Here is an 18884-nt window from a genome sequence, read left to right on the forward strand (position 1 = left end):
GGGCGGCATCATCTGCTCAACCACCCACTCCTTGTACTCCGCCGGATAGCGTTTCATTCTCCAACCGCTTCCGCCCTCCATTGTCCTTCATCGAATGGCGGCGGGACGACAACTATCCTGACATGGAGGGCTCGGACAGAAAGTGACCCGCCCAGCAGGGCGGAACCAGGCGTTTCAAACGCCGACAGCATGTCACCAACAGCGCCCACCCCCAAAGCACCGGCTGGCATTTCCGACCCTCAAAGCCCCAAAACAAGCTTCGCAATAATGTTCCGCTGGATCTCATTAGACCCCCCATAGATCGACGCCTTGCGATAGTTGAAATAACGCGGCGCCAGCACCGCCGCATAATCCGGCCCGACCCGCGGCTGCGCGTCGCGCCCCTGCAGTTCCGCCCAGGTATCCTGCACGAACGGCAGCGCCGCAGGCCCCGCCGCCTCCACCGCAAGCTCGCTTGCCGCCTGCAAGGTCTCGGTGCCCGTGAGCTTGAGCATGCTCGACGCGGCGCCGATCGAGGTGCCCGATTCCACCCCGGAAAACACGCGCAATTCAACCGCTTCCAACGCCGCCGCACGCAGGTGCAGCGCGGCCAGCTTGCGCCGGAACACCGGATCATCCAGCAGCCGCCCACCGTCATCGCCGGGCTGCTCCGCGGCGATTTCCGCGATCTTGGACAGCTGCTTGCGCAGCATCGGGCTATACGTGCCGCCGCGCTCGAATTCCAGCAGGTACTTGGCGTAGGTCCAGCCCTTGCCTTCCTCGCCGATGCGGTTGGCCACCGGCACCCGCACGTTTTCGAAGAAGACCTGGTTCACCTCCTGCTGGCCGGGCATGGGGCCATCCAGCGTCGGCAGCGCCGACACCGTGATGCCCGGCGTATGCATGTCGAGCAGCAGGAACGAAATCCCTTCCTGGCGCTTCGATTCGCGGCTGGTGCGCACCAGGCAGAACATCCAGTCGGCCCATTGCGCATGCGTAGTCCAGATCTTGGAGCCGTTCAGGATGTAGTGCTCGCCGTCGCCGTCGCTGCCGTGGTCGGCGCGCAGCTGCAGCGACGCCAGGTCAGAGCCCGAATTGGGCTCGGAATAACCCTGGCACCACCACACGTCGGAGCTCAGGATCGGCGGCAAGAAGCGCTGCTTCTGCTCGGGCGTGCCGTACTTCATGATCACCGGCGCCACCATCTTCAGGCCCATCGGCGACACCGGCGGGCATCCCGCGGCGGCCAGTTCGGACTGGAAGATAAAGCGCTCGGTCGCGCTCCAGCCCGGGCCGCCGTATTCCTTCGGCCAGTTCGGCGCGGCCCAGCCGCGCGCGTGCAGCGCCTTCTGCCAGCGCACCTGTCCGGCCTTGTCGAGATAACCGTTCTTCGACTGCGCCATCATCGCGCGCAGGTCGGCGTCATAGGCCTGGGCAATCCAGGCGCGCACTTCTTCGCGGAACTGCTGGTCTTGCGGGGAGAAATCGAGATGCATCGACGGGCCTCGCTGGTAATCGATCGTGATCGGGGCGGCTTCAGGCGGCAGCCCCGGCGGGATAGAGCAGGTCGGCATAGCGGCGCAGGTGGTGCTCGGCCGAGCCGAATTGCAGGTCGATCGCCGTGACGCGCTTGAAGTAGTGGCCCACGGCCAGTTCCTCGGTCACGCCCATGCCGCCGTGGATCTGCACCGCGCCCTGGCCGACGAAGGCGCCCGCCTGGCCGGCCTGGATCTTTGCCGCGCACGCCGACTGCGCACGCACGGGCGCAGCGCTGGCGGCCTGCATGGCGGCCACCTGGGTCAGAGCCACCGATTGCTCCAATTGCATGTACATGTCGGCCATGCGGTGCTGCAGCACCTGGAAGGTGCCGATCGGCACGCCGAACTGCTTGCGCTGGCGCGCGTAGTCGATGGTGTCGGCCAGCATGCGCGCCATCGCGCCATTGGCTTCGGCGGCCAGCGCGACCATGGCGTGGTCGCACAGCTGCTCGATCAGTGCCAGCGCTTCGCCTTCAGCGCCGATGCGCTGGCTGGCCGGGACCTGCACGTTGTCGAGCAGCACCTCGGCGGCGCGCTGGCCGTCGAAGGTGGGATATTCGCGCAGCGTCACGCCCGGCGTGTCGCGCGCGATCCAGAACAGGCTGATGCCGCGCTGGTCCCGGCGCGCGCCGCTGCTGCGGGCGCTGACCAGCAGATGCGAGGCGAACGGTGCGCCGGCCACCGCGTGCTTGTGCCCGCTGAGCCGGTAGCCGTCGCCCTGGCGCGTGGCGCTGGCCTGCACGTCGTGCCGGCAGTAGCGGCTGGCGGGCTCTGCATGGGCCCAACCCACGGTAGCCTCGCCGCCGATGATGGCCGGGATCCACTGCGCGGCCAGCTCGGGGCTGCCGTGCAGCAGCGCGTTACCGCCCAGCACCACGGTGCCCAGGTAGGGCTCCAGCACCAGGTGCCGGCCGAGCTGTTCCATCACCACCATGTGCTCGACGGCGCCGCTGTCAAGGCCACCGAGGCCGCCGAGGTGCTCGGGAAACGCGGCGCCCAGGATGCCCAGGTCGCGCGCAAAAGCTCGCCAGCAATCGGGGCGCCAACCCGCCGCGGACTGCGCCGCCGCGCGGCGGGCTTCGAAAGCGTAGTGATCGGCGAGGTAACGCGCGAGTGTGTCGCGCAGCATCGACTGTTCTTCGCTGAACTGGAAATCCACCTTGGCTCCTTCGGATAAGGGTGAGGCGTAAGGGCGGTAGTCTGGCGGGCATCTTCCGGCCAGGCCGGTCGGCGGCGCATCGTCGCATCGGACGAAGCTGAGGCGTGGCCCGGAACAAGCCTTTTTTTGCGGCGCTGCGGCAAAACGCGGCCGTGCCGCTTCGTCGCTTCCGACGATGGTCGAACCCGCCAGGGTTCCGAGAATGCGGGATCGGCATCCGCCCACCCACCATCCCAGTCGAGGAGCTCCACGCCATGCATCCGCACATCCACGCGCAGCGCACGCCGGACAAGCCCGCCGTCATCATGGACGGCAGCGGCGCCGTCGTCACCTACCGCGAGCTGGACCAGCGCTCGAACCAGGTCGCCCACCTGTTCCGCAAGCTCGGCCTGCGGCCAGGCGACCGCGTGGCCTTCATGGTGGAGAACCATCCGCGGCTGTTCGAGCTGTGCTGGGGCGCGCAGCGCAGCGGCATCGTCTATATCTGCCTGAGCACGCGCCTGAACGCGGCCGACGCGGCCTATATCGTCAACGACAGCGGCGCGCGCGTGCTGGTCACCACCCACGCGCAGGCGGAGATCGCCGCGGCGCTGACCGGGCAGACGCCGGCGCTGCAGGCGCGCCTGATGCTGGATGGCACGGTGCCCGGCTATCAGGCCTATGAGACCGCGCTGGCCGATTGTCCGGCCACGCGCATCGACGACGAGGTGACCGGCGGCGACATGTTGTATTCATCGGGCACCACGGGCCGGCCCAAAGGCGTGTATGCGCCCCCGTCGAGCCCCGACATCGACGCGCCGACGACGCTGACCGCGCTGTGCCAGCGGCTCTACGGCTTCGATGCCGACACGCGCTACCTATCGCCCGCGCCGCTGTACCACGCGGCGCCGCTGCGCTACACCATGTCGGTGCAGGCGCTGGGAGGCACCGCGGTGGTGATGGAGCACTTCGATGCCGAGCAGTTCCTGCGGCTGGTGCAGCAACACCGCATCACGCATACGCAACTGGTGCCCACCATGTTCTCGCGCATGCTCAAGCTGCCCGAGGCACAGCGGCAGGCCTATGACGTATCGTCGCTGCGCGTGGCGATCCACGCGGCCGCGCCGTGCCCGGTGCAGGTGAAGGAAGCGATGATCGCGTGGTGGGGGCCGGTGATCTGGGAGTACTACGCCGGCACCGAGGGCAACGGCGTGACCGTGGTCGACACACCCCAATGGCTGGAACGCAAGGGCACGGTCGGGCGCGCCATGGTCGGCAAGCTGCGCATCTGCGGGCCGGACGGCGCGCTGCTGCCGCCGGGGAAGCCGGGCACCATCTACTTTGCCGAGGGCCGCCCGTTCACGTACCACAACGACGAGGCCAAGACCGCGGAGACGCGCCATCCGCAGCATCCGGACTGGAGCACCATCGGCGATGTCGGCTATGTGGACGCGGACGGCTACCTGTACCTGACCGACCGCAAGGCCAACATGATCATCTCCGGCGGCGTCAACATCTATCCGCAAGAGGCCGAGAACTTGCTGATGACGCATCCGAAGGTGATGGATGTCGCCGTGATCGGCGTGCCCAACGAGGATTTCGGCGAAGAGGTGAAGGCCGTGGTGCAGCCCGCCGACATGGGGCAGGCCGGGCCCGAACTGGCCGCCGAGCTGATCGCGTTCTGCCGCGCCAACCTGTCTGCCATCAAGTGCCCGCGCTCGGTCGACTTCGAGCCCGAACTGCCGCGCCTGCCCACCGGCAAGCTGCTCAAGCGGCTGCTGCGCGACCGCTACTGGGCCGGACACGCCAGCAAGCTGGTGTGAGACAGCGGCAAACGGTGCCGGGCCGCTGCCCGCGTTTTCGCCAGCGCAGCGGTTTACGTCATAATGCCTCGCTACACCACAGCCACGGCCGCCCGCCTGCATTCTGCAGCGCCGGGGGCGCATGGCGCGCCCGCCAAGGGCCGCGATGTGCGGGAGACCACTGACAGCCAATGGCAAGTATCGAGGAGACCGGACGGCGCACGCCGCCACCCGCCGGCGCGGCGTCGCTGGCCGCCAAGCTGCGCCCGCCGCTGCTGACCCCGTTCCAGGTCCAGCGCGCGGCGATCTGCGATGCCGTGTGCGCGGCGGGCTTCGTCAAGCTGGTGCTGGTGCGCGCACCCGCCGGCTTCGGCAAGACCACCGCCATGCTCCAGTGCCGCGCGCGGCTCGAGGCCGCCGGCGGCCGCACCGCGTGGCTGACGCTGGACCGCTCGGACAATGACCCCTCGCGCTTCCTCGGCTCGATCGAGGCCGCGATCGCGCAGGGCCTGGGCAGCGGCGGGCCGGACCGGTCCGCGCGCCAGGCGCTGGCGCAGGACCCGGGCGAGCAGGCGCTGGCGCTGATCGACCGCCTCGCCAGCCATCATGGCGACTTCACGCTGTTTCTCGACGATTTCGAAGCCGTGCAGAATGCCGCGGTGGCGGGGCTGGTCTGGCAACTTGTGGAAAGCCTGCGGCCCGGCTGCCGCGTGGTGATCGGCACGCGCTGGGTGCCGGAAACCGGCCTGGCCCGCTTGCGCGCACGCGGCGAGCTGCTCGAGATCGAGCCGGCGCAGCTGCGCTTTTCCGCCGACGAGACCGCATCGTTCCTGCGCCAGGCGCGCGGGCTGAAGCTGGAACAGTCCGCCATCAGCGTGCTGCACCGGCGCACCGAGGGCTGGGCCACGGCGCTCTGGCTGGCGTCGGTGGCGCTGGAGCGGCGCACCCAGCCGGAAGGCTTCATTGCCGGCTTCTCGGGCTCGAACGCGGCCATTGCCGATTACCTGGTCGAAGACGTCTTCCTGCACCTGCCCGAAGCGGTGCGCGACTTCCTGCTGCGCACCTCGATCCTGGATCAGCTGTGCGGGCCGCTGTGCGATGCGGTGTGCCAGCCGGCCGCCGGCAGCAGCGACGAAATCCTGGCCTGGCTCGAGCGCGCCAACCTGTTCCTGCTGCCGCTGGAGAGCGAACGCTATGGCGAGCGCGGCTCCGGCGCCGAGCCCGAGCAATGGTATCGCTATCACAGCCTGTTCTCCGGTTTCCTGCGCGCGCAGCTGGCGCAGGCGATGCCGGAGTCGGTGCCGCAGCTGCACCTGTCGGCGTCGCGCTGGTATGAGTCGCAGGGGCGGCTGGTACCCGCCATCGAACACGCCTTCGCCGCCGGTGCGCTGGCGCATGCGCTGCAGCTGCTCGACAGCGCCGCCGACGACCTGCTGGCGCAGGGGCGCATGCGGCTGCTGACGCGCTGGCTGGAGTCGGTGCCCGCCGAGGACCTGGCGCGGCTGCCCAAGCTGCAGATCGCGCGGGTGTGGGCGGTGTCGTTCACGCGCGGGCCGGCCGAAGCGATCGCGCTGCTCCAGCAGATCCCCACCGAGGGCGCGGCCGGTGACCTGCTGGCGCATATCCGCGCGCTGCGCCACATGCTGCTGAACATGATGGACCGCTTCGACGACGCGCGCGCCTTCGCCCGCAACGAGCTGCCGCCGTTGCCGATGGGCTATGCCTTCCCCGACGCGATCCTGGCCACCTCGATGGCGCGGCTGGCAGCGGTGGCCGGCGATTATCCCGAGGCGCGCCGGCTGCTGCAGGTGGCGCGGCACGCGGTGCGCGGGTCCGACAGCAACTTCAACAAGATCTTCTCGGAATCGGTCGAAGGGCTGATCGATCTGCGCCAGGGCCGGCTGCAGCAGGCGCTGGCGCGCTTCCGCATCGCCGCCAGCACCATGCTGCCGAACCGCTTCGGGCCCACCAACGGCAACGCCATGGCCGGCATCCTGCTGGCCGAGGGCCTGTACGAGAGCGGCGATTCCGAGCGCGCCAGCCGCCTGCTCAACGTCTACCTGCCGCTGTCGCGCGACCTCGGCCTGCCCGACCAGATCATCACCGGCCACGCGGTGCTGGCGCGCATCGCCTTCGAGCGCCGCGAGATTGACCAGGCCCACGAGTGGCTGGCGCAGCTCGAAGCGCTGGGCCACCACCGCGGCCTGACGCGGCTTGTGATGGCGGCGATGCTGGAGCGCGCCCGCCTGGCGCTGCGCCAGGGCAATGTGCACGCCGCGCAGGAGGCGATCGAGCGCGCCGCCGATCCGGCGCTGTGGCGCACGCGTCCCGGCGTCAGCTCGTTTGCCAGCGATGTCGAGGACATCACGCTCGGCCGGCTGCGGCTGGACCTGTACGCGCGCCCCGGCACGCCGGTCCGCGAGGCCATCGAACGCGAACTTGCGGCCGCCGCCGGCAACCAGCTGATGCGCCGCGCCCTCAAGCTGCGCATCCTGCTGGCGCAGGCGTGGCAGCGCTGCGGCGACGGCGCGCATGCATTGGTGGTGATGGGCGAGGCGTTGCGCTTCGGCGCCGCCGAAGGTTTCGTGCGCATCTTTGCCGACGAGGGCGACGATGTGCGCCGGCTGGTGGCCGACGCCTGCGCGCGCCAGGCTGCCAGCCTGCCGGCCCCTTATGTCGAAAAGCTTCTGCAGGCTTGCGGCCAGGCCGCCGCCGAGCCGCCCGGTGCCGGCCGTCCCGCGCCGCCCGCGCTGGTCGAGCCGCTGACGCCCAAGGAGCAGAAGGTGCTGCACCTGCTGGCCGAGGGCTATTCCAACGTCGCCATGGCCGAGCGCCTGTTCGTGTCCGAGACCACGGTGCGCACGCACCTGCGCAATATCAGCGCCAAGCTGCACGCCAGCAACCGTACCCAGGCGGTCGCGATCGCGCGCCAGCTTGGCCTGCTCTGAACCTTCGGCTCAGATACCGATGAAGTCGGTGAATTCCGCCAGCGGCGCACGTTCCGCGCGCAGCTGGTTGGCGGGCGCCTCGGGATCCTCGTAGCCGATCGCCATGCCGCTGAACAGCATCCGTTCGGCCGGCAGCGACAGGAATGCGGCGATGGTCTGCGGATACATCGCCCAGCACTCCTGCGCGCAGCTGTCCAGGCCTTCTTCTCGCAGCAGCAGCATCACCGTCTGCAGGTACATGCCCAGGTCCGACCATTGCGGCGGCCCCATGCGCCGGTCCACCGTGCAGAACAGCGCCAGCGGCGCGCCGAAGAAGGTGAAGTTGCTGGCGAACTGCGCCAGCCGCCGGGCCTTGTCCTCGCGCGGGATGCCGAGGTGGTGGTAGAGCGCCTCGCCCACCTGGAAGCGGCGATCGCGGTAGGGCGAGACCAGCTCGCGCGGATAGATGTCGTACTCGCGCGCTTCGCCGGTGGGGGCCTCGGCGATGCGTGCGCGCATGATGCCGAGCAGGCGCTGCAGCGCCTCGCCGCCGACCACATGGATATGCCACGGCTGCAGGTTGCCGCCTGACGGGGCGCGCGCCGCGGCGTCGAGCACGCGGCGGATGGTCTCGGGCGCAACCGCCCGGGGCAGGAAGCCGCGGACGGACTTGCGGCTGGCGACGGCTTGGCTGACTTTCATCGGGACTCCGGAAAACATCGACGCGGGCGCGTCAGGCGAAGGGCGGCTCGCTGGTCCAGTCGAAGAAATCCGGCATGTCGTGCGACACGGTTTCCGGGAACGCGGCGGGGCGCTTTTCCAGGAATGCGCTGACGCCTTCCTTCACGTCGGCGGAACGCCCGCGCGACTGGATCGCGCGGCTGTCGAGCTTGTGCGCTTCCATCGGGTGGCTGGCGCCGGCCATGCGCCAGATCAGCTGGCGCGAGATCGCCACCGACACCGGCGCGGCATTGGCGGCGATCTCGCGCGCAATCGCCTGCGCCGCCGGCAACAGGTCTTCGGGGGCGTGCAGCGAGCGCACCAGGCCGCGTTCGTGCGCCTCCTGCGCCGAGAACACGCGGCCGGTATAGCACCACTCCAGCGCGGTCGAGATCCCGACCACGCGCGACAGGAACCACGACGACGCCGCTTCCGGCGTGATGCCGCGGCGTGCAAAGACAAAGCCGAACTTGGCGTCGGTCGAGGCCAGGCGGATGTCCATCGGCAATTGCATGGTCACGCCCACGCCGACGGCGGCGCCGTTGACCGCGGCAATCACCGGCTTGAGGCTGCGGAAGATGCGCAGCGACACGCGCCCGCCGCCGTCGCGATGCGCGGTGTCCGGGCTGGCGCCATAGCGCTTCTCGAAATCGAAGGTGGAGCTGCCGCCGGACAGGTCGGCGCCGGCGCAGAACGCGCGGCCGGAGCCGGTGACGATCACCGCGCGCACGTTGTCGTCGGCATCGGTGGCGTCGAACGCAGCGATCAGCTCGTGCATCATCTGCGCGGTGAAGGCATTGAGCTGGTCCGGGCGGTGCAGGGTGATGGTGGCGACGCCGTCGGCAACGGCGTAACGCAGGGTTTCGAACGAAGGCGTGGCTGGCGTCATGCGGGCTCCTGCTGGAAGGTAGGAAGGGATGCCGGAGGTGCCGGTGCTAGCGCCGGCAGCGCGGGGCGAGGCTCGCCCAACACTAGTGCAGATTGCGCCGCCCGCAATCGTCGCTTCCGACGAGGCTGGGACGGCGCGCGCCGCCGTAGACTGATGCCGATCAAGCGGCAGGGCCGGCACATCGCGACATTGCGCCGTGCTTGCTGCCTGCGCAGACAGCAAAAGGACCACCATGAAGACACGCATCACCGAATTGCTTGGCATCCGCTACCCGATCATCCAGGGCGGCATGCAATGGGTTGGCTACGCTGAAATGGCCTCTGCCGTTTCCAACGCGGGCGGCCTGGGCATCCTGACGGCGCTGACGCAGCCCACGCCCGAGGACCTGGCAGCCGAGATCCGCCGCTGCCGCGAGATGACCGACAAGCCGTTCGGCGTGAACCTGACCCTGCTGCCGTCGATCAATCCGCCGCCGTACGCGCGCTACCTCGACGTCATCATCGAGAGCGGCGTCAAGGTGCTGGAGACCGCGGGCAACAACCCCAAGGAGCATATCGCGCGGGCCAAGGCCGCGGGCATCAAGGTGATCCACAAGTGCGTGGCGGTGCGCCATGCGCTGTCGGCCGAGCGGCTGGGCGTGGACGCGGTCTCGATCGACGGCTTCGAGTGCGCCGGCCATCCGGGCGAAGACGATGTGCCCGGCATGGTGCTGATCCCGCAGGCTGTGCGCAAGCTTTCGGTACCGGTGATCGCCTCGGGTGGCATCGCCGACGGGCGCGGCATGGCGGCAGCGCTGGTGCTCGGCGCCGAGGGCGTCAACATGGGCACGCGCTTCTGCGCCACGCGCGAGGCGCCGATCCACGACAACGTCAAGCAGGCGCTGGTGCAGGCCAGCGAGCGCGACACCAACCTAATCTTCCGCACCCTGCACAACACCGCGCGCGTGCTCAAGAACGCCGTGTCGGACGAAGTGGTCAGCATCGAACGCCGTCCCGGCGGCGCCCAGTTCGAGGACGTCAAGCACCTGGTCGCCGGCGTGCGTGGCAAGGCCGCGCTCAAGGCCGGCGAGACCGACGGCGGCATCATCAGCGCCGGCCAGTGCGTGGGCCTGATCGACGACGTGCCCAGCTGCGAAGAACTGATCGCGCGCATGGTGGCCGATTGCCGCGAACACCTCAGCGTGGCCTCGCGCTACTTTGCCTGACGCCATGGCCGAGGCGGAAATCGAGGCGGCGCTGACCCGCGCCATCGCCGCGCCGGCCGAAGCCGGCGCCGACGTGCCCGAAGGCTTTGTCCCGCTGCGCCGGATGAGCGGCTACATGGCCGGCTTCGGCCAGCTCTACCTGCATGCCGAACGCCGCACGCTGGCGGTGCGCATCGACGAGAGCCACCTGAACAACCTGGGCATTCCGCACGGCGGCATGCTGGCGACGCTGGCCGATACCGCCATCGGCATGATGATGTCGCTGGAAACCGGCCGCGCCAAAAGCGCGGTCACGGTCAACCTGAGCCTCGACTATCTCGACTCTGCGCGCCCGGGCGACTGGGTCGAGGCCCGCGTGGAATTCGACAAGCTCGGCTCGCGGCTGCGCTACGGCACCTGCCGGCTGTTCAGCGGCGAGCGCTGCCTGCTGCGCGCCACGGCGATCTTCGCGGTGCTGGCGCCGCGCGCCTGAGCGCTGCGGCAACTTCGTCGCTTCCGACGACGCTGGCCGCCAGCCGCGGCGCAACAATAGCCACCGATGCTGCCGGCACCCGCGCCGGCATCCCGCACAACACAAGGGCTGCCCCGGCGGCCTGCACCGAACCAAGGAGATCACATGGCAGAGGCATACATCGTCGCGGCGGTCCGTACCGCCGGGGGCCGCAAGGGCGGCAAGCTGTCGGGCTGGCATCCGGCCGACCTTGCTGCGCAGGTGCTCGACGCGCTGGTGGAGCGCACCGGTGCCGATCCGGCGCTGGTCGAAGACGTCATCATGGGCTGCGTCAGCCAGGTCGGCGAGCAGGCCGGCAACGTCGCGCGCAATGCCATCCTGGCCTCGCGCCTGCCGGAAAGCGTGCCGGGCACCTCGGTCGACCGCCAGTGCGGCTCGTCGCAGCAGGCCCTGCACTTTGCCGCGCAGGCGGTGATGTCGGGCGCGATGGATGTCGTCATTGCCGCTGGCGTCGAAAGCATGACGCGCGTGCCGATGGGCCTGTCCTCGCAGCTGCCGGCCAAGAACGGCTTCGGCGTGCCCAAGAGCCCGGGCGTCGAAGCGCGCTACCCCGGCGTGCAATTCAGTCAGTTCACCGGCGCCGAAATGATCGCGCGCAAGTACGAGCTGTCGCGCGAACAGCTCGACGCCTACGCGCTGCAAAGCCACCAGCGCGCCATCGCCGCCACCAAGGCCGGCCGCTTCAGCGCCGAGATCCTGCCGGTGGAAGTGCGCACCGCCGATGGCGCCAATGGCGAGATGCACACCACCGACGAAGGCATCCGCTATGACGCCACGCTGGAAAGCATCGGCAGCGTCAAGCTGATCGCGGAAGGCGGCCGTGTCACCGCCGCTACCGCCAGCCAGATCTGCGACGGCGCCGCGGGCCTGATGGTGGTCAACGAGGCAGGCCTGAAGAAGCTGGGCGTCAAGCCGCTGGCGCGCGTGCACAGCATGACCGTGATCGGCCACGATCCGGTGGTGATGCTGGAAGCGCCGCTGCCGGCCACCGAAGTGGCGCTCAAGCGCGCCGGCCTGCGCATCGGCGATATCGACCTGTTCGAAGTCAACGAAGCCTTTGCGCCGGTGCCGCTGGCCTGGCTCAAGGCGACCGGCGCCGATCCGGAACGCCTGAACGTGCATGGCGGCGCAATCGCGCTGGGCCATCCGCTCGGCGGCTCCGGCGCCAAGCTGATGACCACGCTGGTGCATGCACTGCATACGCATGGCAAGCGCTACGGCCTGCAGACCATGTGCGAAGGCGGCGGGCTGGCTAACGTGACCATCGTCGAGCGCCTGTAAAACCGCGGCGCAGCGACGACAAAGAGCAGTAAAGGGAGAAGGACCGGCGGCGCGGGCATGTCAAAGTGCCCGCGCCAGCAGCCGGAGAAAGATAAAGAATGGCCGCGAAATCGCGGCCATTGTCATTTGGGGAGCGGATAGCGCCGAGCGCGCAATCCGCGCAATCTGCATCAAGCGAAGGTCACGGCGCTGCGCCGGTCGGCACGTTCCAGGTGGGGCACGTTGTTGAAGCTCAGCAGACGCTGCACGCCGCGGCCGACGATGATCTCGCAGAACGCGGTATTGCGGAACTGCAGGTTCATCTCGATCGCCGCCTGCGCCGGCGCACCGAGCAGGTCGGCGGTGGCGCGGCCGATGGCGCCGCCCGAGCTGACCACCAGGATGGCGTCCTCGCGCGTGGTGCCCTCGCTGGCCTGCGCCAGCGCGCCGGCAATGCGCGCGCCGAAGTCGGCCCAGCTCTCGGGCATTTCCGCCAGCCCGTCCTGCGTCCAGGCCGCGTAGGCCGCGCGGAAGGTGCGCCAGTAGTCGTTGTAGTCGGTGTTCTGGTGGGCGCGGTGGTCGGCGCCGCCGGTGTGGCAGCGGTACAGCGCCTCGCCGTCGTATTCGTTCAGGCCGGGATGCGAGATCACCGCGGCCTGCGGTTGCCCCATGCCGGCCAGGATCTCCGTGGCGGTGTCCTGCTGGCGCACCAGCGTGCCGGCCACGACCCGGCTGAAGCTGACGCCGCGCTCGGCGAAATATTCGCCAAGCCAGCGCGCCTGCTGCCGGCCGGTGGGCGACAGGCAGTCGTAGTTGGCGGCACCAAACGAGGCTTGTCCGTGGCGGACGAGGAAAAGCGTGGCCATGAGCGGTCCCGGTAAGCAGTGAGGCGGATAGGGCTGCCTCGGCGCGGGGCCGGGCGTGGGCACATTCTAGGGAGCGCCGGCGCCACCGCCAAGCAAGCGCCGCGCAATTCATAGCGGCCATGGCCCGGCTGCATTACCCGGACCAGCTCAGGCGGTCTCGGCCGGCCTGACGTCGAGATAGCCAGCCATCAGGCGGCTCAGCTCTGTGATCAGCCGCTCGTCGTCGAGGTGCAGCGGGCCGGAATCGTTCAGCACGGCATTGACCAGCACGCTGAAGACGGCCTGCATGGCAAAGCGCACGCGCAGTTCGGCGGTGTCGGCGGGCAGCGGCAGGCGCGGCACCAGCAGCTGCACCATGCGCTCCACGATCGCTTCACCGTTCTGGCGGTGGGGCAGCCATTCCTCGGGACGCGTGGAGGCATGGCGCAGCGACGCGCGCATCACGCCACGGTTGGCCAGCGTGCCGAGCACCATGAACCTGGCGGTCTTTTCCAGCAGCACCGGCGTGGTGACATCTTCCCAGCGTTCCTGCGCCAGGTAGCGGTCGATCGATGCCGAGGTCTCTTCCATCACCAGCGCACGCAGCGCCTCGAAATAGGCCATCTTGTCGCGGAAGCGCCCGTAGAAGGCGCCCACCGAGACCTGGCACGCCGCTGCGATCTGCGCCACCGAGACCGCGGCGAAGTCGCGCGTCGCCAGCAGTTCGCGGCCTGCGCCGAGCAAGGCCTGTTCGGTCTCGCGCGCGCGGCGCTGCCGGGGCGGCTGCAGGATCGAAGGGGTGTCGATACGGGGGAAGGAAGCGTTGGCGGGAAAGCTGGAAGGCGTCGCTGACATGGTCATATTTCCGTATTCGAATTCGGATTCGAATTTGAAAATACCGGTGCGCACGGCAACGCGTCAAGGGGTTTTGTCGCTTGGCCCTGCAAATGTCCCGCCCGCATGCCGTCTGGCGCACGACGGTGCGCATTCAGTTGAACCGCGGGCTCAGCTCGTCCCGCATCCAGTCGATAAAGGCGCGGGTGCGCGCCGGCAGCAGCCGCGCGTGCGGATAGATCAGCGACAGCGGCCACGCCGGCAGCTCGAAGTCTTCCAGCACGATGCGCAGCTTGCGCTCCTCCACCAGCTGCGCGACCTGGTACGACAGGAAATGGCCGAAGCCGGCACCCGCCGCGCAGGCGGCCACGGCGGGCGCGGTCTGGTTGAATTCCAGGTTGCCCGACACCGGCACATGAAACTCGAGTTCGCCATCGCGGAATGACCACCAGTGCGCATGGTTGCCGGTGAAGCGCAAGCAGTTGGCGCCGGCCAGCTCATCCGGGTGGCGCGGCACGCCGTGCTTGCGCAGATAGGCGGGCGTGGCGACCACCACGCGGCGGATGCGGCCGACGGATTGCGCCACCAGCGTGGAGTCGGCCAGCGGGCCGATGCGCACGCCCACGTCCAGGTCTTCCTCGAGCAGGTTCACCACGCGGTCGGTGAATTCCATGCGGCAGCGCACGCGCGGATAGCGCTGCACGAAGCGAGTCACCGCCGGCGCCACGTACATCTGGCCGAACAGCACCGAGGCGGTCAGCGTGAGCTGGCCGCTGGGCTCGACATGGCTCTCGGTCAGGCCCGCTTCGACTTCGTCGATATTGGCCAGGATGCGCCGGCAGCCGTCCAGGTAGCTGCGGCCCTCGGCGGTCAGCGACAGCCGCCGCGTGGTGCGGTTGAGCAGCCGCACCTGCAGCTCGGATTCGAGCGCCGCCAGCGTGCGCACCACCGCCGGCAACGAGGTATGCAGCGACGCCGCGGCGGCCGTCAGGCTGCCTTCGTCGACGATCCGCACAAAGGTCTGCATTGCACGTAGCTTGTCCATGGCGCCAAACATTACTCCATTTTCTGGAGTAGTCAAATATCAATGGCCCCATTTATTCCAATCTCGCCGACGCCGAGAATCCGTCCATACCAACCGCTCAGGAGAGTGCCATGCAACAGACGAATCCCCCCGCAGTGCCCGCCAGGCCGCTTGTGCTGTACCGTTCGCCGCTGTCCGGCCACGCCCATCGCGCCGAATTGATGCTGGGGTTGCTGGGCTTGCCCTACCGGCTGGTGGACGTCGACCTGCGCGGCGGCGAGCAGCGCGGCGAGGCCTTCCTGCGCCTGAACCCGTTCGGCCAGGTGCCGGTGCTCGACGACGACGGCGTCGTGCTGAGCGATTCCAACGCGATCCTGGTCTACCTGGCCACGCGCTATGACGACGGCCGCTGGCTGCCGCGCGATCCGGTCGGTGCCGCCCGCGTGCAGCGCTGGCTGTCGGTGGCTGCCGGCGAGATTGCGTTCGGCCCGGCCGCCGCGCGCCTGGGCGTGCTGTTCGGGCGGCCGGTGCCGATGGAAGATGCCGTCGCCCGCGCGCAGCGGCTGTTCACGCTGATGGAATCGGTGCTGGCCGGTGGCGCGTTCCTCGCCGCCGATCACGCCACCATTGCGGATGTGGCCGCCTACAGCTATATCGCCCGCGCCGAGGAGGGCAACGTGCCGCTGGCGCCGTACCCGGCGCTCAATGCCTGGCTGCGCCGCGTCGAGGCATTGCCCGGCTTCGTGCCGATGGTGGTATCGAAGCCCAGCGTGGCCGCCTAGCCCTTGCGTCCGGCGAGCGCCAAGCCATTCCCGTTGCGAAGGAGCAAACCATGGACCTGCCCACCTGGCCGCATGCCGGCCTGCCATTCCACGCCGGCGAACTCGCGGCACAGCAGCGCGCCGGCAAGCGCGAGCGCATGGCCGCGGCGGGTCCGCGCGTGATCCGCGGCGAGATGCCGGAACAGCATCGCACGTTCTTCGCGCAGTTGCCGTTCCTGCTGGCCGGCGCGGTCGATGCCGACGGCATGCCGTGGGCCACGATGCTGGTCGGACCGCCCGGGTTTGCGCGGACGCCGGACGCCACGCACCTGCGCATCGACGCGGTACCGTTGCCCGGCGATCCGCTGGCCGCGGCGCTGGAGCAGGGCGCGCGCATCGGGTTGCTTGGCATCGAGCTGCCCACGCGCCGGCGCAACCGCATGAACGGGATCATCGTGGCGCGCGATCAGGCGGGGCTGACGGTCGAGGTCGAGCAGAGCTTCGGCAACTGCCCGCGCTACATCCAGCTGCGCGATGTGGCTGCTGCCGATGCCGCCGCCGCCCCCGCAACATGGCACGGCGAAGCGCTCGATGCGCATGCCAGCGCCTGGCTGCGCGGCGCCGATACGCTGTTCATCGCCTCCAGCCATATCGCGTCGCCGCAAGACGAGGGCGAACACACGGGGGGTGTCGACGTCTCGCACCGCGGCGGCAAGCCCGGCTTTATCCGCGTGGACGACGCCCATACCCTGACGTTCCCGGATTTCAACGGCAACAACTTCTTCAACACGGTGGGCAACCTGATGGCCGACCCGCGTGCGGGCATCGTTGTGCCGGATTTTGCCGACGGTTCGCTGCTGCATGTGAATGGGCGCGCCGAAGTGATCTGGGAGGGCGAGGAACTGGCCGCCTTCGCCGGCGCCGAGCGGCTGGTGCGGCTGCATGTCGAGCGCGTGGTGCGGCGCGAGCGCGTGCTGCCGCTGCGCTTCGCGTTCCGGGAATTCTCGCCGGTGCTGGACGATACCGGCGCGTGGCCGGAACGCTGAGCGCGGCGGGAGGGGAGCGGGTGATGGCCGGGTTCAGCTGCGCGCGCGGTATTTGAGCGCGGCGCAGCGCCCGGCCAGCGCGGTGATGCAGCAGGCGTCGCCGCGCCACTCGCCGCCGGTCACGATGCCATTGGGGTCGGCCACCAGCTTGCGCTGGCATTGCCCGGGCACAGGCGTGCGCTCCATGCCTGCATCGCGCGGGCCGCTGCCAGGCGGCCGCGCGGCCGGCACGGAATCGGTCCAGACGTAGGCGGTGCCGGCGGGAAGGGCCTGCATGGCCTGCGGCGGGCCCCACTGGCGCTTTGCCTCATCGACGGGTACGCTCTTCCAGGAATCGATGACTTCTTGCATCGCGCCCGTTCCGATTCCTGCGCAGGCCGCCGCCAAAGTGGCCCCCAAGGTCGCCGCGAACAGGACCGCGACGCGCGCATGCCTGCGCGCCGCGGATCGGGCGGCATGCGCAACTCGGGCTGGATCGATGGGCATGGGGTCTCCCACATCGGCGCGGCCGGCGGCAAGGGCCGGTCTGTGGAGACTAGCGGAGCCTTCCCCTCGTCTGCAAGCGCATTGTGGGGGCTGGCGTACAGATTGCCGGAGCCCACGGCAAGGCAGGCTTACTCGGCAAACAAGCCCAGGGTTTGCTGCCCTGCGGCGACAGTGGCCTTGCGCGCAGCCGGGGTCGACACCTGGCGTGCAGGACGCGGGGCTTCAGCAGTGGTCTCCGGCGCGGTCAACGTGAAGTCCCGCCGTACGGACAGCGGCACCGCGTCCGGCATCCATTGATCCCGGCGCGGCGCCAGGATCTGGTAGGTGTCGAGGTCGAAATGCGCGGGCGCGGCGGCCAGTGCGCCGGCTTCCTCCAGCGTGTCCGCGCAGCCCAGGTAGCACCACTCGTCCACCACATGCCACCAGGCGCGCGCGCCGTGTTGCTCGCGCCAGGCCACCGGGCCGTCGAACGGCCATGGCACCAGCGCGATCGGCCCCAGCGCGGCGGCCAGCCGGGCACGATGCTCGCGCGACGATTCCACGCCGACACAGGCGCCGGCGCAGCGGTGGACCTGGCGCGCAAAGCAGGGGCTGCCACGTCGCGTGGTCTTCTCCAGCGACAGCGTGGCCATGCACAGGCCGTGCTCCTCCGCGAGCGCGCGCAGACGTGCCTCGGCCGCGCCGCGGCTGCCGAAGACGCCGAACAGGTCGCGATGCCGGCAGAAGTCCGTGTCGCGATCCGAGCGCAGGCGCGGCACCGGCAACTGCTGCGGCAGCTCCCAGGCGTACAGCCGCGTATTCCGGCGCAGCAGCTGGTTGTGCACCGGCTGCATCGCCTTGACCAGCCGGGCTTCCAGTAACAGCGCGCCGGTTTCGCCGCCGGTTTCCCGCCATTCGACCCGGCGCACCAGCCGCGCCAGCCGCATGTCCTTGCCGTAGCGGTAGTCGCCGGAAAAATGCGCGCCGATGCGCTGGCGCAGGTGCACGCTCTTGCCGATATAGAGCGGCACGTCCTGGTCGCCATAGAAGATATAGACGCCCGGGGTTGCGGGCACGTCTTCAAGCGCGGTCTCTTCCAGGCCGGCCGGCAGGCTGGCGCGCCGCACCAGCGTGCGCACCGCCGCTTCCACCAGGTCGACCGAATAGGTGGCATGGATCTTCTGCCAGAACTGCCACAGCAGCTCGGCATCGGCGAGCGCGCGGTGCCGGCCCTTGGGCGTCAGGCCGAAGCGGGCGATCAGCGCGTCCAGGCCATGGCGCTCGACCGACGGGTACAGCGAACGCGAGAGCCTGACGGTGCACAGCACGTCAGCCCGGAACGTTACACCGGCGCGCCGGAACGCGTTCTTCAGGAAGCCGTAGTCGAAGCGTGCGTTATGGGCCACGAACAAGCGGCCTTGCAGTCGCTCGGCGAGCGACTCGGCCAGGGATTCGAAGGTCGGCTGGCCGCGCACCATGTCGTCGCTGATACCGGTCATGCGCTGGATGAACGGCGGGATCGACATGCCGGGGTCGAGCAGGGTCTCCCATTCGACGATACCGTCCGGGCCAACTTCCACGACGCCGATCTCGGTGATGCGGTCACGCTGGGCGTCCGCGCCAGTGGTCTCCAGGTCGACAAAGACGATAGGGCGCGACAGTGCGGCGGCCAGCGACTGGGCGTCCAGCAGGCGGGTACCGTCCGCTGGCAGGCGCGACGGTTGATAGGTAGGCAGGTCAGGCATTTGCCGATTTTAAGGGGCCGCCGATGGCGGCATGAAGAAGTTTTCAATTACCCCTTGCCAACCCCGCCGCGCTCGCTTATTATTCGCCCCCTCGCAACACAACGCGGTCCCTGCAAGGCAGGCGCAGCAAGGGTTGCGGGGTTGGCCGGGAGGTCAGCGCAGCGAGGTTTGCGGCGCTGACGGCAGCAAAAAAGAT

Annotated in this window: 16 protein-coding genes; 7 read left to right on the forward strand and 9 right to left on the reverse strand. The window is 69.3% G+C overall.

Features of this window, described 5'->3' with window-relative positions; genetic code table 11:
* Positions 1–239 precede the first annotated feature (239 nt).
* On the reverse strand, positions 240–1475 hold the full coding sequence (locus C7416_RS28390; protein ID WP_111521963.1) for an acyl-CoA dehydrogenase family protein: 1236 nt from the start codon (positions 1473–1475) through the stop codon (positions 240–242).
* A gap of 40 nt (positions 1476–1515) precedes the next feature.
* Entirely contained in the window at positions 1516–2676 is a 1161-nt protein-coding gene (locus tag C7416_RS28395; protein WP_111521950.1) for an acyl-CoA dehydrogenase family protein, read from the reverse strand.
* A 254-nt stretch (positions 2677–2930) separates the two neighbouring features.
* Here C7416_RS28395 and C7416_RS28400 point away from each other — a divergent pair, with 254 nt between their 5' ends.
* Positions 2931–4478: an AMP-binding protein gene (locus tag C7416_RS28400; protein ID WP_111521951.1), complete on the forward strand. Its 1548-nt coding sequence runs from the start codon at positions 2931–2933 to the stop codon at positions 4476–4478.
* A 170-nt stretch (positions 4479–4648) separates the two neighbouring features.
* Positions 4649–7405 (forward strand): winged helix-turn-helix domain-containing protein, encoded by a 2757-nt coding sequence (locus C7416_RS28405; RefSeq protein ID WP_111521952.1) that lies wholly within the window; start codon positions 4649–4651, stop codon positions 7403–7405.
* Between the two features lie 9 nt (positions 7406–7414).
* On the opposite strand, the gene C7416_RS28410 is transcribed toward C7416_RS28405, so the two are convergent.
* Together C7416_RS28410 and C7416_RS28415 are read right to left on the reverse strand one after the other, a co-directional pair.
* Positions 7415–8086: a nitroreductase gene (locus C7416_RS28410; RefSeq protein ID WP_111521953.1), complete on the reverse strand. Its 672-nt coding sequence runs from the start codon at positions 8084–8086 to the stop codon at positions 7415–7417.
* Positions 8087–8117: 31 nt separating this feature from the next.
* Complete coding sequence (locus C7416_RS28415) at positions 8118–8993, reverse strand: crotonase/enoyl-CoA hydratase family protein (RefSeq protein ID WP_092311292.1); 876 nt, start codon at positions 8991–8993, stop codon at positions 8118–8120.
* A gap of 196 nt (positions 8994–9189) precedes the next feature.
* On the opposite strand from C7416_RS28415, the gene C7416_RS28420 reads away from it, so the two are divergent.
* From C7416_RS28420 to C7416_RS28430, 3 genes are all read left to right on the forward strand, one after another.
* Positions 9190–10197 carry an NAD(P)H-dependent flavin oxidoreductase gene (locus C7416_RS28420; RefSeq protein ID WP_258401159.1) on the forward strand — a complete coding sequence of 336 codons (1008 nt, stop codon included), beginning with the start codon at positions 9190–9192 and terminating at the stop codon, positions 10195–10197.
* Between the two features lie 4 nt (positions 10198–10201).
* Positions 10202–10669 (forward strand): PaaI family thioesterase, encoded by a 468-nt coding sequence (locus tag C7416_RS28425; RefSeq protein ID WP_111521955.1) that lies wholly within the window; start codon positions 10202–10204, stop codon positions 10667–10669.
* Between the two features lie 144 nt (positions 10670–10813).
* Positions 10814–11989 carry an acetyl-CoA C-acetyltransferase gene (locus C7416_RS28430; protein ID WP_111521956.1) on the forward strand — a complete coding sequence of 392 codons (1176 nt, stop codon included), beginning with the start codon at positions 10814–10816 and terminating at the stop codon, positions 11987–11989.
* 170 nt (positions 11990–12159) lie between these two features.
* Here the strand turns inward: C7416_RS28430 and C7416_RS28435 are convergent, their stop codons facing one another.
* From C7416_RS28435 to C7416_RS28445, 3 genes are all read right to left on the reverse strand, one after another.
* Positions 12160–12834 (reverse strand): histidine phosphatase family protein, encoded by a 675-nt coding sequence (locus C7416_RS28435; protein ID WP_111521957.1) that lies wholly within the window; start codon positions 12832–12834, stop codon positions 12160–12162.
* Positions 12835–12981: 147 nt separating this feature from the next.
* Positions 12982–13668, reverse strand: a complete 687-nt coding sequence (locus C7416_RS28440) for a TetR/AcrR family transcriptional regulator (RefSeq protein WP_111521964.1) — start codon at positions 13666–13668, stop codon at positions 12982–12984.
* A gap of 133 nt (positions 13669–13801) precedes the next feature.
* Positions 13802–14704: a LysR family transcriptional regulator gene (locus tag C7416_RS28445; protein ID WP_111521958.1), complete on the reverse strand. Its 903-nt coding sequence runs from the start codon at positions 14702–14704 to the stop codon at positions 13802–13804.
* A 98-nt stretch (positions 14705–14802) separates the two neighbouring features.
* On the opposite strand from C7416_RS28445, the gene C7416_RS28450 reads away from it, so the two are divergent.
* Together C7416_RS28450 and C7416_RS28455 are read left to right on the forward strand one after the other, a co-directional pair.
* Complete coding sequence (locus tag C7416_RS28450) at positions 14803–15453, forward strand: glutathione S-transferase family protein (RefSeq protein WP_111521959.1); 651 nt, start codon at positions 14803–14805, stop codon at positions 15451–15453.
* A gap of 50 nt (positions 15454–15503) precedes the next feature.
* Positions 15504–16478, forward strand: a complete 975-nt coding sequence (locus C7416_RS28455; protein WP_111521960.1) for a pyridoxamine 5'-phosphate oxidase family protein — start codon at positions 15504–15506, stop codon at positions 16476–16478.
* 33 nt (positions 16479–16511) lie between these two features.
* On the opposite strand, the gene C7416_RS28460 is transcribed toward C7416_RS28455, so the two are convergent.
* Positions 16512–16964, reverse strand: coding sequence for a hypothetical protein (locus C7416_RS28460; RefSeq protein WP_111521961.1), 453 nt, complete (start codon positions 16962–16964; stop codon positions 16512–16514).
* Positions 16965–17092: 128 nt separating this feature from the next.
* A complete protein-coding gene (locus C7416_RS28465; RefSeq protein ID WP_111521962.1) occupies positions 17093–18688 on the reverse strand; it encodes a 3'-5' exonuclease family protein in 1596 nt (531 codons plus the stop codon).
* Between the last annotated feature and the right edge of the window lie 196 nt (positions 18689–18884).

Source organism: Cupriavidus phytorum (assembly GCF_003254285.1).
Lineage (GTDB): Bacteria > Pseudomonadota > Gammaproteobacteria > Burkholderiales > Burkholderiaceae > Cupriavidus > Cupriavidus phytorum.

Bases quoted from the DNA above. Each gene is read 5' to 3' on its own strand.
- C7416_RS28390 (WP_111521963.1), bottom strand. From the start codon at position 1,475: ATGCATCTCGATTTCTCCCCGCAAGACCAGCAGTTCCGCGAAGAAGTG.
- C7416_RS28400 (WP_111521951.1), top strand. From the start codon at position 2,931: ATGCATCCGCACATCCACGCGCAGCGCACGCCGGACAAGCCCGCCGTC.
- C7416_RS28405 (WP_111521952.1), top strand. From the start codon at position 4,649: ATGGCAAGTATCGAGGAGACCGGACGGCGCACGCCGCCACCCGCCGGC.
- C7416_RS28410 (WP_111521953.1), bottom strand. From the start codon at position 8,086: ATGAAAGTCAGCCAAGCCGTCGCCAGCCGCAAGTCCGTCCGCGGCTTC.
- C7416_RS28415 (WP_092311292.1), bottom strand. From the start codon at position 8,993: ATGACGCCAGCCACGCCTTCGTTCGAAACCCTGCGTTACGCCGTTGCC.
- C7416_RS28425 (WP_111521955.1), top strand. From the start codon at position 10,202: ATGGCCGAGGCGGAAATCGAGGCGGCGCTGACCCGCGCCATCGCCGCG.
- C7416_RS28430 (WP_111521956.1), top strand. From the start codon at position 10,814: ATGGCAGAGGCATACATCGTCGCGGCGGTCCGTACCGCCGGGGGCCGC.
- C7416_RS28435 (WP_111521957.1), bottom strand. From the start codon at position 12,834: ATGGCCACGCTTTTCCTCGTCCGCCACGGACAAGCCTCGTTTGGTGCC.
- C7416_RS28440 (WP_111521964.1), bottom strand. From the start codon at position 13,668: ATGTCAGCGACGCCTTCCAGCTTTCCCGCCAACGCTTCCTTCCCCCGT.
- C7416_RS28445 (WP_111521958.1), bottom strand. From the start codon at position 14,704: ATGTTTGGCGCCATGGACAAGCTACGTGCAATGCAGACCTTTGTGCGG.
- C7416_RS28450 (WP_111521959.1), top strand. From the start codon at position 14,803: ATGCAACAGACGAATCCCCCCGCAGTGCCCGCCAGGCCGCTTGTGCTG.
- C7416_RS28455 (WP_111521960.1), top strand. From the start codon at position 15,504: ATGGACCTGCCCACCTGGCCGCATGCCGGCCTGCCATTCCACGCCGGC.
- C7416_RS28460 (WP_111521961.1), bottom strand. From the start codon at position 16,964: ATGCCCATCGATCCAGCCCGAGTTGCGCATGCCGCCCGATCCGCGGCG.
- C7416_RS28465 (WP_111521962.1), bottom strand. From the start codon at position 18,688: ATGCCTGACCTGCCTACCTATCAACCGTCGCGCCTGCCAGCGGACGGT.